Origin of the sequence: Butyrivibrio hungatei, from assembly GCF_001858005.1 — a bacterium.
Taxonomy (GTDB): Bacteria; Bacillota; Clostridia; order Lachnospirales; family Lachnospiraceae; genus Butyrivibrio; species Butyrivibrio hungatei.
This window is the reverse complement of the sequence record NZ_CP017831.1, coordinates 1714158-1728050: the sequence shown is the minus strand read 5'-3', so window position 1 is coordinate 1728050 and position 13893 is coordinate 1714158. Positions and strand designations below refer to the sequence as shown.

At 39.2% G+C, this 13893-nt stretch carries 9 protein-coding genes and 1 other RNA gene; 8 read left to right on the top strand and 2 right to left on the bottom strand.

Going from position 1 to position 13893, the window contains the following annotated elements:
- The first annotated feature begins 15 nt into the window (after nucleotides 1-15).
- The gene (gene rnr, locus bhn_RS08080; RefSeq protein ID WP_071176216.1) at nucleotides 16-2475 is read left to right on the top strand and encodes a ribonuclease R; all 2460 of its coding nucleotides are present in this window, start codon (nucleotides 16-18) and stop codon (nucleotides 2473-2475) included.
- 18 nt (nucleotides 2476-2493) lie between these two features.
- On the top strand, nucleotides 2494-2964 hold the full coding sequence (gene smpB, locus bhn_RS08075) for an SsrA-binding protein SmpB (protein ID WP_071176215.1): 471 nt from the start codon (nucleotides 2494-2496) through the stop codon (nucleotides 2962-2964).
- A gap of 35 nt (nucleotides 2965-2999) precedes the next feature.
- Here smpB and bhn_RS08070 read toward each other — a convergent pair whose 3' ends face one another.
- Nucleotides 3000-4178 (bottom strand): acyltransferase family protein, encoded by a 1179-nt coding sequence (locus tag bhn_RS08070; RefSeq protein WP_071176214.1) that lies wholly within the window; start codon nucleotides 4176-4178, stop codon nucleotides 3000-3002.
- 203 nt (nucleotides 4179-4381) lie between these two features.
- On the opposite strand from bhn_RS08070, the gene ssrA reads away from it, so the two are divergent.
- The 3 genes from ssrA (at nucleotide 4382) to glmS (ending at nucleotide 7608) form a co-directional block, all read left to right on the top strand.
- Nucleotides 4382-4737: a transfer-messenger RNA gene (gene ssrA, locus bhn_RS08065) on the top strand.
- 120 nt (nucleotides 4738-4857) lie between these two features.
- Entirely contained in the window at nucleotides 4858-5661 is an 804-nt protein-coding gene (gene proB, locus bhn_RS08060) for a glutamate 5-kinase (RefSeq protein WP_071176213.1), read from the top strand.
- 78 nt (nucleotides 5662-5739) lie between these two features.
- Nucleotides 5740-7608 (top strand): glutamine--fructose-6-phosphate transaminase (isomerizing), encoded by a 1869-nt coding sequence (glmS, locus tag bhn_RS08055; RefSeq protein WP_071176212.1) that lies wholly within the window; start codon nucleotides 5740-5742, stop codon nucleotides 7606-7608.
- 57 nt (nucleotides 7609-7665) lie between these two features.
- Here glmS and bhn_RS08050 read toward each other — a convergent pair whose 3' ends face one another.
- Nucleotides 7666-8238 carry a hypothetical protein gene (locus bhn_RS08050; protein WP_071176211.1) on the bottom strand — a complete coding sequence of 191 codons (573 nt, stop codon included), beginning with the start codon at nucleotides 8236-8238 and terminating at the stop codon, nucleotides 7666-7668.
- A 168-nt stretch (nucleotides 8239-8406) separates the two neighbouring features.
- Between bhn_RS08050 and bhn_RS08045 the strand changes: the two genes are divergently transcribed.
- From bhn_RS08045 to folD, 3 genes are all read left to right on the top strand, one after another.
- Nucleotides 8407-11250 carry an FtsK/SpoIIIE family DNA translocase gene (locus bhn_RS08045; RefSeq protein ID WP_071176210.1) on the top strand — a complete coding sequence of 948 codons (2844 nt, stop codon included), beginning with the start codon at nucleotides 8407-8409 and terminating at the stop codon, nucleotides 11248-11250.
- Entirely contained in the window at nucleotides 11251-12927 is a 1677-nt protein-coding gene (locus tag bhn_RS08040) for a formate--tetrahydrofolate ligase (RefSeq protein WP_071176209.1), read from the top strand.
- 94 nt (nucleotides 12928-13021) lie between these two features.
- Nucleotides 13022-13882: a bifunctional methylenetetrahydrofolate dehydrogenase/methenyltetrahydrofolate cyclohydrolase FolD gene (gene folD / locus bhn_RS08035; protein ID WP_071176208.1), complete on the top strand. Its 861-nt coding sequence runs from the start codon at nucleotides 13022-13024 to the stop codon at nucleotides 13880-13882.
- The last annotated feature ends 11 nt before the right edge of the window (nucleotides 13883-13893 follow it).

The following is a 13893-nucleotide window of genomic DNA, read 5'->3' as shown; positions in this document are numbered from 1 at the left end:
GATTAAGAGGATTTTATGAGCAAAGGCAAGAAGCTTAAAAGAGTAGAAGAAAATTTATATGGAGCAGGCAAGAAAAAAACTGACAAATATATAGTTGGCCAGTTTATCTCTAATCCTAGAGGATTTGGATTTGTTGAAGTTGAAGGCCTGGAAGAGGATATCTTTATTCCCGAAGAATATGTTCATGGAGCTTTCCATACTGACACAGTTGAAGTTGAGCTTTTATCTGAGCAGACAGGTAAGAGGCAGGAAGGCCGAATCAGGAACATATTAGTAAGAGGAATGGAAGAACTTGTTGGAACCTATCAGGCTGAGAAGAATTTTGGCTTTGTGGTTCCTGACAATTCCAAGGTTTTAAGTGATATTTTCATTCCAATTGAGCACAGTGGAAAAGCTGTTACAGGTGATAAGGTTGTTGTAAAGCTTACTGATTATGGTAATCAGGCCCTTAGAAAAAAGCCTGAAGGGAAGGTTACACAGGTAATTGGCAATATCAATGATCCTGGAGTTGATATTTTATCTATAGTAAAAGGCTTTGATATTCCTTACGAGTTTCCTGAAAAGGTCATAAATCAGGCAAATAGATGCCCGGACCAGATATCAGAAGCTGATATGTATGGAAGAGAAGATCTTAGAGATGTTCAGATGGTGACTATTGATGGCGAAGATGCCAAAGACCTGGATGATGCAGTCAGTCTTTATATTGACGAAAAGGGGCTATATCATCTTGGAGTTCACATTGCTGATGTAACCAATTATGTACAGGAAAGCTCTGCCCTTGATAGAGAAGCTCTTAAGAGGGGAACCAGTGTTTATCTTGTGGACAGAGTAATACCAATGCTTCCTCATAGACTTTCTAATGGTATCTGTTCTCTTAATCATGGTGAAGACAGACTGGCTCTTAGCTGTCTTATGACAATTGATAAAAATGGCGGAATAATAGACCATCAGATAGTAGAATCAGTTATCAATGTAAATGAGAGAATGTCCTATACAAGTGTTGCCAAGATACTTGAAGAAAAAGATGAAGCTGAGATTGAGAAATACAAAGAGCTTGTACCAATGTTTCAGGAGATGGCAGAACTTTCTGCGATTCTTAGAAAGAAAAGAGAAGACAAGGGATCTATTGATTTTGATTTCCCTGAGACTAAGATAATACTTGATAGTGAGGGAAATCCTATAGACATAGTACCTCACGAGAGAAATGTAGCAACAAAGCTTATTGAGGACTTTATGCTTGCAGCTAATGAAACTGTGGCTGAGCACTTTTTCTTTTTACAAAGTCCATTTGTATATCGTATTCATGAGCAGCCTGATCCTGAGAAGATATCTACTTTGTCTGCTTTTATAAGCAATTTTGGACTTCATATCAGGACCAGAAAAGATACTGGTGTCAGGCCAAAAGAACTACAGAAACTCCTTAAAGGAATAGAAGGAACCAAGGAAGAAGCTGTTATCAGTAGAATGGCTCTTCGTAGCATGATGCAGGCTAAATACAGTACTGAATGTCTTGGGCACTTTGGTCTTGCCTTTGACTATTATTGCCACTTTACTTCACCTATCCGTAGATATCCTGACCTTCAGATCCACAGGATCATCAAGGATCACTTAAGGGGAAGGATGACAGAAGCTAAGGCATCACATTATGCTGATATCTTGGATGAAGTAGCTAAGCATTCATCAGAGACAGAAAGACGTGCTGAAGAGGCAGAAAGAGAAACAGATAAGCTTAAAAAGGCTCAGTACATGGAAAATCACATTGGTGAACGTTTTGAAGGAATTGTATCCGGTGTCACAGCATGGGGACTGTTTGTTGAGCTTGAAAATTCCTGTGAAGGAATCGTAAGAGCAGCTTCAATGAATGATGATTTCTATGTTTATGATGAAAATTCCATGAAGCTTGTCGGAGAGAGTACTCACAAGGAATACAGCCTGGGACAGAAGGTCATGGTCAAGGTTGTTGGTGCTGATAGAATAGCCAAGACTATAGATTTCAGACTTGTAAGTGACAATGATGACGATGATGAGTTTGATGAGAATGTCTATGACAGCTATATAGATATTCCTAAGGCCAAGAAAATTTCTGATGAGAGATCAAGAAAGATAAAGAAGCTTGGTGCTATCGCAAGAGGCGAAGAGACTGAATATACTTCTGAAAAGAAGGAAAAGAAGGCATCTGGTAGATCCTCTAAGAAAGAATCAAAGAAAGCGGATAAAAACTCTGGAAGACTTGTAGAATATAACGGAGAGATGATAGACTTATCTGAGTATGAACCTGACTCTGTAACGGGAGGATTTAGGAAAAAGCGCAGTAAGTCCGATAAGCTTTCTACTTCAAAAAGAGGTAAGAAATCAGGTAGTAGTGATTCTGAAAAGAAATCTACACGCAAGGTTTATAAGGTACATAAGTATAAGAAATCTGCCACAAGTAAGGCTGCTAGAAGCGCCCAGGGCAAAGGCAGAAAGAGAAAATAATTATTATAAAGGTGTAATATGGCAGAAGATAACAAGGCTAGAAAGCTTGTAGCTAATAACAAAAAAGCATATCACGACTACTTCATAGAAGAGAAATATGAAGCTGGAATCGAACTCTTTGGTACAGAGGTTAAGTCTATAAGACAGGGAAAGTGCAGTATTAAAGAGGCTTGGATCAGCATTGATAAGGGAGAAGCCTTTATCATGGGCATGAATGTAAGCCCTTATGAGAAGGGTAATATCTTTAACAAGGATCCTCTTAGAGTTAAGAGACTTCTTTTGCACAAGGCTGAGATCAGAAAACTTGAACAGCAAAAGCAGGTTCAAGGTTATACTCTTGTTCCGCTTGAAGTGTACTTCAAAAATGGTAAAGTAAAGGTTGAAGTGGGACTTGCTAAAGGTAAAAAGCTCTATGATAAGAGAGCAGATATGGCCAAGAAAGATCAGCAAAGAGAAGCACTTAGAGACTATAAAGTTAGCTTACGATAAAGAAATGGGACAGGCTCATCACCTGTCCCATTTCTTTATGCTATCTTTTTGTTTTTGGAATCTTTGTTACTTTTTCCAAGTCCTAAGATCAAGTTGTGGAGCTTCTTTAGTAGTACGGCTGAGGGGATTCCTAAGATAAATACAAGGACTACATAAAGAAAAACGTTCCTGATTGGAAATGGCGATTTTACTACGCCGCAGAACTGATGATCAAACATCTCAACGAAAATACCGTGAATAAGGTAAAATTCAAGGGTTATAGTACCCATAAAAGCAAGGAATTTATTGCCAATCTTGAGCTTCATACCAATTAGTAATACGGCTACAGTAAATACAAATGTGACTAGCATTTCTGATGAAAGACCGATCATCTTGTGATATGGGTAGTCTGGTAAAAATTCCATGTAGTATCCGTGGAACATCAGCACAAATTTAGAAAAACGGTAAGCTGGATATACGCCAAGTACAAATATCGCAAGATAGATATAATAGAATTTCTTGAGGTGAGCTATAATCTGTTTTTCAAACTTTGCAAAGATGATTCCTATAGGAAATAGATGAACACAGTTATACCACCATTCGCCGCGGATCCAGAAATCGTTGTGCAAAAGATAACAAGATCCAAACATATAGAGAAGTACAAAGGCAGTAACAGCGGCTACTGCAAGGCCATCTTTTTTGATGAACTTAAATGCCAGATAAAATACCAGGTAGAAAAATGGAAGAACTATAACATACCAGGTATTTGGATTGCAGAGCTTGATACTTGTCAAATAAAAGAATACAAGCTTTCCGTCCATCTTTTCACCTAATATAAGCCTTGCAATAAAGAATATGATAGTAGTTGTATAAAGAGCTAAAACTACAGGCAATATTCTTCTTTTGATAAAGCCCTTAAGGTAATTGTCTTTTGAATGAAAGCTCTTATAAACGCCGTATCCATTAAAGAAAAGAAATACTGCTACATACATAAAGCCCATGGGCTCAAAAAGATCAAGACCATGAATAATTCTTGTCTTTGGTGTGAGCCATGATGCGCAGGTCTTTTGACCGATGTGATGGAGCATGATGCAAAGGGCCAGAAAACCTTGAAGAGCCTTGGTCTGCTCTAAAGACAAGAACTCATCATTAAATTTGCCCTTTCCGTAGAATTTGCTATGCCACAAAAGAATCAGTGGCATAATGATGTAGACTGAGTAAACTAGTTTATTCATACACTATACCTCCATAGATGTAATCCCCATAATCATCATAGTATCTGCGAGTTTTATAAACAAACGAAATACTACTAAGTTATTCTCATTTATTGCTATATTTTGAAAAAATAATCAAAAAACTAAACTGTTGGTATATTGTCTTTTTGGACTTTTAACGATATACTAAGTAAGCACCTTAAAGGGGCATAACAATTTAATATGGGTTAGTAAAGGTTTCGACAGGGATTTTGAAGCTGGAGAAGCTATCCGCAGGACGGTGCGTCAAACCTCAAATTAAAATTAAACGCTAACGATAATTTAGCTTACGCTGCCTAAGTGCAGCATGTCAGCCTAAGTGCACCTACACATTTAGTAACTGGCATCAAACTTTGTAGGAAACGACATAGCTTAAGCTTTGCGGCTATGGTCGTATCATGAAGCTACCTTTTGTTTGTAGTTGTCAATTACCGCAGACAGAAGGGAACGGAAGTGCAGAACTTCGAAATAATTGACTACGATAGTAGAAGTACAGGGGATGAATTTTTGGACGCGGGTTCGACTCCCGCCTAATCCACTATACAAAGAGCAGAGAGTTTTTAACCTCTGCTCTTTATTCGTGTTTATGGATTTTTATATTGCGCAAATGCGTTTTTAGATATAATATTGAAGATGATTTAACGAGTTAAAGGGGTAAATTATGAGCGTTAGTAAGAAGAGAATAGTGGTAAAAGTAGGAACTTCCACAATTACTAATAGTGAGGGAAATATTGATATCAGATCGCTTGATCATTTATGCAGAGCCTTGGCTGGCGTTGAGAATATGGGGTATGATCTTGTACTTGTATCTTCTGGTGCCATAGCAGTTGGAGCAGGTAAGATGAGACTTTCACAGAAGCCAAAAGAGATCAGAATGAAGCAGGCTGCAGCTGCAGTAGGTCAAACTGAACTTATGCATCTGTATGATAAGTTTTTTGGTGAATACGGCAGAATGGTTGGACAGATCCTTCTTGATAACGAAGATATTGCAAATCCTACCAGGTCGGAAAATCTCAAGAATACATTTGAAGCTCTTTTAGAAAATCATATTATTCCTATCGTTAATGAAAATGACTCTGTAACTCACGCAGAGATTGAATCAGAGAAAAAGCTCTTTTCAGATAATGATATGTTATCAGCATTTGTTGCAGTATTCTGTAATGCTTGTAAGCTTATTATCTTCTCAGATATAGATGGCCTTTATGATGGTAACCCAAGTACTGATCCAAATGCCAAGCTTATCAGCAGAGTAGAAGAAATAACTACAGAACTTAAGAGTATTGCCTCAGGTTCTGGATCTAACAGAGGTACAGGCGGTATGATCACTAAATTAGAAGCTGCTGAATATGCCACAGCTCATGGCATTGATGTTCTTGTTACCAATGGCAAAAATCCTGAAAAATTATATGATATAATCGAAAAAAAGAAGGTAGGTACCTTGTTTGTAGCAAAGGCAAATTCATAAAGGATTTGCCTTTTTTAGACTTTCGTTTTATCATTAGAAAAGTTGAATTTTCTAAAAACCTTAAAGAAAGGGAACTTTATGTGTGGAATAGTTGGATTTATCGGAAAGCATCAGGCAGCTCCTATACTGCTTGAAGGACTTTCTAAACTAGAATATAGAGGATATGATTCTGCTGGTATTGCAGTTAGAGATGGTAGCAACAAGGCAGAGGTAGTTAAAGCAGTTGGAAGACTTAAGAACCTTGAAGAGAAGACTGACAATGGACAGAGCGTTGTTGGATGCTGCGGTATCGGTCATACAAGATGGGCTACACACGGTAGTCCTTCACAGATCAATGCTCATCCTCATGTATCAGGCAATTGTACAGGTTCTGCTTCAGGTACTGTTGAATCTGAGGTAGTCGGTGTACATAACGGTATCATCGAGAACTATCAGGAACTTAAAGAGAAACTTCTTAAGAACGGATATCAGTTTTATAGTGATACAGATACTGAGGTTGTTATCAAGCTTGTAGATTATTACTACAAGAAGTATAAGGTTGGACCTATCGATGCTCTTGCTAAGACTATGGTCAGAGTTCGTGGATCATATGCATTAGAGGTGATGTTTGCAGATTATCCAGATGAGATCTATGTTGCAAGAAAAGATAGCCCAATGATCATCGGAACATCTGGAGATGAGACATTTGTTGCTTCTGACGTTCCAGCTATCCTCAGTCATACAAGAAACGTTTATTACATTGGAAATAACGAAATGGCAAGGCTTATGGCTGGTAAGGTTGAGTTCTATGACCTTAACGGTGATATTATTGAGAAAGAGCTTGTAGAGATCAAATTCTCTGCAGAGGCTGCTGAAAGAGGCGGATTCGAGCACTTCATGATGAAAGAGATCCATGAGCAGCCAACAGCTATTAAGAATACAATTGGTTCACTTGTATCAGACAAAGCCATTGACCTTTCAAAAATCGAACTTGATGACGAGACTATCAAAAATATTTCAAATATCACTATCGTAGCTTGTGGTTCAGCCTGGCACGTAGGTATGGCATCTCAGTATGTATTTGAGGAATTAAGTGGTATTCCAGTAAGAGTAGAGCTTGCATCTGAGTTTAGATACAGAGGACCTATCCTTGACAAGAATACACTTGTAATTGTTATATCTCAGTCAGGTGAGACAGCTGATACACTTGCTGCACTTCGTGAAGCAAAGGAAAGAGGAGTTAAGACTCTTGCCATCGTAAATGTAGTTGGTTCTTCTATTGCTCGTGAAGCTGATTATGTATTATATACACTTGCTGGACCTGAGATTTCAGTTGCTACAACAAAGGCTTACAGCTGCCAGCTTGTAGTTACATATCTTCTTGCTCTTCAGTTTGCATTTGTAAGAGGCAAGCTTGAACAGAAGGATTATGAGAACTATATTTCAGAAATAGAGAGAATCCCTGAGTGCATTCAGAAGATCCTTGATGATAAAGAGAGGATTCAGTGGTTTGCCTCAAAGATTGCTAACTCAAAGGATATCTTTTTCATTGGAAGAGGTATCGATTATGCCATCGGTCTTGAGGGAAGCCTTAAGATGAAGGAAATTTCTTATATCCACTCAGAGGCATATGCTGCTGGTGAGCTCAAACACGGTACTATCAGCCTTATTGAGGATGGAACATTAGTGATCGGTATCCTTTGCCAGGATAACCTCTATGAGAAAACAATCTCTAACATGGTTGAGTGTAAGTCAAGAGGAGCATTCCTTATGGGACTTGCACCATATGGAAGATATGAGATAGAAGACACAGCAGACTTTGTAACTTACGTTCCAAAGATGGACAAGCACTTTATCGGATCACTTGCTGTTATTCCACTTCAGCTTCTCGGATATTATGTATCTGTTGCTAGAGGTCTTGACGTTGATAAGCCAAGAAACCTTGCAAAGAGCGTAACAGTAGAATAAGACAAAAATAAAACCTGAGATCATATGATCTCAGGTTTTTGTTATGTTAAAAAGCAATTAATTTGCGCTGTCATGGAACTTATCAAAGATCTCAGAAAGGTAAGTCTTAACGATCTGTATGTTTGCCATTTTGCGAAGATCGTGATTGCCCATCATTACAGCGATTTCATCAGCTAAAAGAAGCATATTGTAGATGCTGAGCTTGAATTCATCTCTGGTAATTTCGTTGATGTTAACTTCCATAAGTGGTGAGCCAAGCTTAAGTGTGATGTTCTCATCTGCGATTCCTGTAAGCATCTTATGTGTATCAGGATCAAAATTGACATAGAGGATGAGCTTTTCTTTCTCATGCTTTTTAAGTGTCTCAGCTGTCTGATGAGATGTCTCAAGCCATTCATATAGATCAGCTTCATCAGGATTCATAAGGTACTTGGTAAGCTCTTCTCTGTGCTTCTCAACATACTGAAGATACTTGCTGGCATTTGGACCAGTATAAGCAAGTTCAACCTTAACGCCGTTATCTGTCTTAACAAGACGGCATTTGCTTGCTACATCTTTTATTTTAAGAGTGGTTTCAGTTGTTCCGACCATTTTAAATGTGCCAGTTTCTAATTCCTGTTTAAATTCCATTTTTTTCTCCTATTTGATTATTTTTGAAATGAAGTTTTTGGTCATAACATATAAAACTTAATCCCCAAAACTGCTTAAGTTCTCATAGTTAAAATCAGTTGATAGTATAGCATAAACACACAGAAAATGGTATACTTATAAGGATTTTGTATGAAATAAGGGGAAGACATGGCACAACAAACAAAGGGGAGAAAAAAGTCAAATAATTCTAATAGAGCAAATTCTAAATCAAGGAGTAGAAGTGCTTCAAGACCTGTCACTAGGCAGGATGAGGAATTTGATTATTCTCTAAAGAGTGAGCTTATCGTGATCGTAATGATCGCTCTGACTATTTTCCTGTTTTTATGTAATTTTGGTATATGCGGCGATTTTGGCAACGCTGTTAGTAGTATCTTATTTGGACTATTTGGAATCACAGCATATGTGGCACCACTTATCATGTTGGGAGCAGTAGTTATTGGCATTGCAAACTTTGGTAATAGTGCATCCATTCGCAAGATTGTTTCTGGAATAGTTATCTTTTTGGTAATTGGTATAATTGCAGACCTTATTACAGGAAGGCCTCAGAATCTTACTACCTATGACATTCCATATATCTTTGATCAGGCCAGAAGTGCCAGAAATGGCGGTGGTTTCTTTGCAGGTACTTTAGCATATTTCCTTTATAAGTACTTATCTTTTGCGGGAACTGCATTGCTTCTTTTAGTGATCGGTATTGCAAGTGTGGTTGTATTTACTGAGCAGTCCTTTGTAGGCGGCCTCAAGAAAGGTAGCAGAAAGATCATCGAGCGTACTAGAGAGGATGCAGCCAATTATAGAGAATTTGCTGAGAAGCGCAGAGAAAAGATGGAACAAAGACGCGCTGAGATTGAAGAAGAAAAGCGTCTTATGATAGAGCAGAAGGAAGATGCCAAGATCCTTCGCATGGAAAAGAATGTTCGAGGAGTAAGTCTTGATACAACCCTTAAGGAAGAAGACCTTGAGGAGGATAATGTTGAAGAAATCAAGATTCATGATGAGCAGGAATCAGTTAAGAAGAATGTATTTATTCCTGATGAGGATGAGTTCCATGATGATATTCATGAGATTACCCTCAATAAGGGAATTGAAACTGATATTGAGCCTGATGGACAGAGAGTTCTTAGAACTGAACCAACAATTCATGGAATGGGTTATGACGAGCCATATGAAGAAACCTATGAAAGTGATGAGATGGAGGAAGTTGCTCCTTCCTTTGAACATGAAGAGGTTCATGCTGATGAGGCTATCTTGCTTTCGACTTCAGGAAAGCTTGTTGCAACAGCGCCAAAGGAAGAGATAGAAGAGGATATACTTCCTGATGTACCTATTCATGCTGAAGATATTGGAAATGGAATGAATGGTGAGTATTCTATTCACGCTCAGGAGCATATTTCAAGAAGTCCTTCAGCTTCTTCAAAGATTTCTTCAAGTGCAACAACATCAAGTCATGTAATAAATGCATCTGGTCCGGTTACAACTAGTCCAGGCATGGAAAAAGAAATAGAGAGACACAAAAAGTCACTTCCTAAAAAGTATGTTTTTCCTCCTGTATCTCTTCTTGAGAAGGGAGAAAAGAACAAGAACTCTGATTCTGCAAGGCAGCTTAAAGAGACAGCTCTTAAGCTTCAGGAGACACTAAAGACCTTTGGAGTTAATGTAACTGTTACAGACATAAGTCAGGGACCTTCTGTTACAAGATTTGAACTTCAGCCAGAGGCCGGAGTAAGAGTAAATAAGATCGTTGGACTTGCTGATGATATCAAGATGAATCTTGCTGCCAAGGATATCAGAATTGAAGCTCCTATTCCTGGTAAGGCAGCTGTTGGTATTGAGGTTCCAAACAAAGAGAACCAGATGGTTGCCTTTAGAGATCTTATCGAATCCAAGGAATATAAGGAGTTTTCATCAAAACTTGCCTTTGCAGTTGGTAAGGACATTGCCGGTAAGACAGTTGTTACTGATATTGCCAAGATGCCACACCTTCTCATAGCTGGTGCTACAGGTTCAGGTAAATCTGTATGTATCAATACGATCATCATGAGTATCATCTACAAAGCTAAGCCGGAAGAAGTCCAGATGATCATGATCGATCCTAAGATCGTTGAGCTTAGCGTTTATAACGGAATTCCTCATCTGATGATCCCTGTTGTAACAGATCCTAAGAAGGCTGCTGCAGCTCTTAACTGGGCAGTTGCAGAGATGACTAACAGATACAAGAAATTTGCAGAAGCAGGAGTCAGAGATCTTAAGGGATATAATAAACTTGCTGAAAAGAGCGATGATCCGGATATGTCAGTAATGCCTCAGATAGTTGTTATCGTAGATGAGCTTGCTGATCTTATGATGGTATCAGCCAGTGAAGTTGAAGATGCTATCTGCAGACTTACACAGCTAGCAAGAGCTGCTGGAATACATCTTATTATTGCCACACAGAGACCTTCTGTTGATGTTATCACAGGTCTTATCAAGGCTAACATGCCAAGCCGAGTTGCCTTTGCAGTATCAAGTGGTGTTGATTCAAGAACAATTCTTGATATCAATGGTGCTGAGAAGCTTCTTGGTAAAGGAGATATGCTATTTTACCCTCAGGGATACACCAAGCCAGCCAGAGTCCAAGGCGCGTTTGTATCTGACAAAGAGGTTCAGGATGTTACAGATTTCCTTAGAAATCAGGACATTGATACAGGATATGGCGAAGAGATCGAGAAGCAGATTCAAAACTTCCAGAGCTTCTCGGGATCAGGCAGCGCAAACGGTGAACCAGGGTCTGATAGGGATGAGTATTTTGCTGAGGCAGGCAGATTCATCATCGAAAAAGAAAAGGCATCTATTGGAATGCTTCAACGAGTGTTCAAGATTGGCTTTAATAGAGCAGCCAGGATCATGGATCAGCTCTGCGAAGCAGGTGTCGTAGGCGATGAAGAAGGTACTAAGCCAAGAAAGATACTTATGACAATGGAACAGTTTGAGGAGATGTTAGGAGGAGAGTAAATGGCAGTAAAAAGTGATATCGAGATCGCACAGGAAGCAAAGATGCTTCATATCAGAGATGTAGCAGGTTCTATAGGTATTCAGGAAGATGATCTTGAATTCTATGGCAAATATAAGGCAAAACTTACAGAAGAATACCTCAAAAAAGCTGAAAGCAACAAGAAAGGAAAACTTATTCTTGTTACAGCTATTAACCCAACTCCAGCAGGAGAAGGAAAGACCACTACAAGCGTAGGTCTTGGCGATGCACTCAACAGACTTGGATACAAGACAGTGATCGCTCTTAGAGAACCTTCCCTTGGACCATGCTTTGGTATTAAGGGTGGTGCAGCTGGCGGCGGATATGCTCAGGTTGTTCCAATGGAAGACCTTAACCTTCATTTTACTGGTGATTTTCACGCTATCACTTCTGCTAATAACCTTTTAGCAGCTCTTTTAGATAATCATATTCAGCAGGGAAATGAACTCCAGATCGATACCAGACAGATCATCTGGAAAAGGGCTGAAGATATGAATGACAGAGCTCTCAGAAATATCGTTGTAGGCCTTGGCGCAAAGGCTGACGGTGTTCCAAGAGAAGACCATTTTGTTATCACTGTAGCTTCTGAGATCATGGCAATCCTTTGCCTTGCAAGTGATATGGATGATCTCAAGAAGAGACTTTCAAAGATCATAGTTGCTTATAACTATAAAGGTGAGCCTGTAACTGCAGGTGACCTTCAGGCTGTTGGAGCTATGGCAGCTCTTTTAAAGGATGCAATCAAGCCTAACCTTGTTCAGACTCTTGAGCATACACCAGTTATCGTTCATGGCGGACCATTTGCTAATATTGCACACGGATGTAACTCTGTTAGAGCAACTAAGACAGCTCTTGGAATTGCTGATTATACAGTAACTGAGGCAGGATTTGGTGCTGACCTTGGAGCCGAGAAATTCCTTGATATCAAGTGCCGAATTGCAGGTCTTAAGCCTGACGCAGTTGTTCTTGTAGCAACCATTAGAGCTCTTAAGTATAACGGAGGTGTACCAAAAACAGAGCTTTCAAATGAAAACCTTGAAGCTTTGAAGAAGGGTATCGTTAACCTTGAGAAGCATATTGAGAACATACAGCAGTATGGTGTTCCTGTTGTTGTAACACTTAATGCATTTATTACAGATACAGAAGCTGAAAAAGACTTCGTTAAGAAGTTCTGTGAGGAGAGAGGATGCAAATTTGCTCTTTCTGAAGTATGGGAAAAAGGTGGAGCCGGTGGAGAGGATCTTGCTAAGGCAGTTATCGATACTATCGAAAATAAGCCAAGTAACTATGCTCCAATTTATCCGGATAATCTTTCTCTTAAAGAGAAGATCGAAACAGTTGCTACTAAGATTTATGGTGCTGATGGCGTAATATTCACAGGACCTGCAAGCAAGCAGCTTTCCAAGATTGAAGAAATGGGCTTTGGCAATCTTCCAGTATGCATGGCCAAGACTCAGTATTCTCTTTCTGATGATCCTACACTTCTTGGTAGACCAAAGGATTATAAGATCACTGTTAGAGAAGCCTATGTATCAGCAGGCGCTGGATTTGTAGTAGCTCTTACAGGTACTATCATGACAATGCCAGGACTTCCAAAGCATCCTGCAGCATACGACATCGATGTAGATGCATCTGGAAAGATTACAGGATTGTTCTAAAAAAATGAATACTTGCTGAGGTGCTATCGAAGCTAGTATGAATTTTTGTTCTGGCGAACGTAGTGAGAGCAGAACTTCATTATGAAAGGGTTATATGAATACTAAGATAATAGATGGAAAAATAATATCAGGACAGATCAAGGATGAGCTTAAAGAAAAGACAGCTCTTTTGAAAGAAAAAGGCATAGAAGTAACTCTTGCAGTTATTCTTGTGGGCGCTGATCCTGCCTCACAGGTATATGTGCGTAATAAAAAGAGAGCATGTGAGTATATTGGCTACAGATCTTTGTCCTACGAGCTCCCAGAAGATACTTCTGAGGAAGAGCTCCTTAAACTTATTGATGAATTGAATGGCAGAAAGGATGTTGATGGAATTCTTGTTCAAATGCCACTTCCAAAGCACATTGATGAAAAGAAGGTCACTCTTGCAATAAGTCCTGATAAGGACGTAGATGGTTTCCATCCTATGAACGTTGGTGCTCTTTGTGTAGGAGACAAAGGCTTTGTATCATGTACTCCAGCTGGAATCATACAGCTTCTTAAAAGAGGTGTTGATGGTTTTGATATTTCCGGAAAAGAGTGCGTAATTGTCGGCAGATCCAATATTGTTGGTAAGCCAATGGCTCTTTTGATGCTTAGGGAAAATGCAACAGTGACAATAGCTCACTCAAGGACCAAGAATCTTGAAGAGGTTTGTAAGAGAGCAGATATCATAATAGCAGCAGTTGGCAAGGCTGGCATGATCACAAAAGATCATGTTAAACCTGGAGCAGTTGTCATTGATGTTGGCATCAATAGAAGCGAAGATGGTAAGCTTTGCGGAGATGTTAAATTTGATGAGGTATCAGAGATTGCAAGTGCCATAACACCTGTTCCGGGCGGCGTTGGTCCTATGACCATAGCTATGCTCATGTACAATTGTTATGAAGCTGCCATCATGCATATGAATTCCTAAGAGGATTTGGC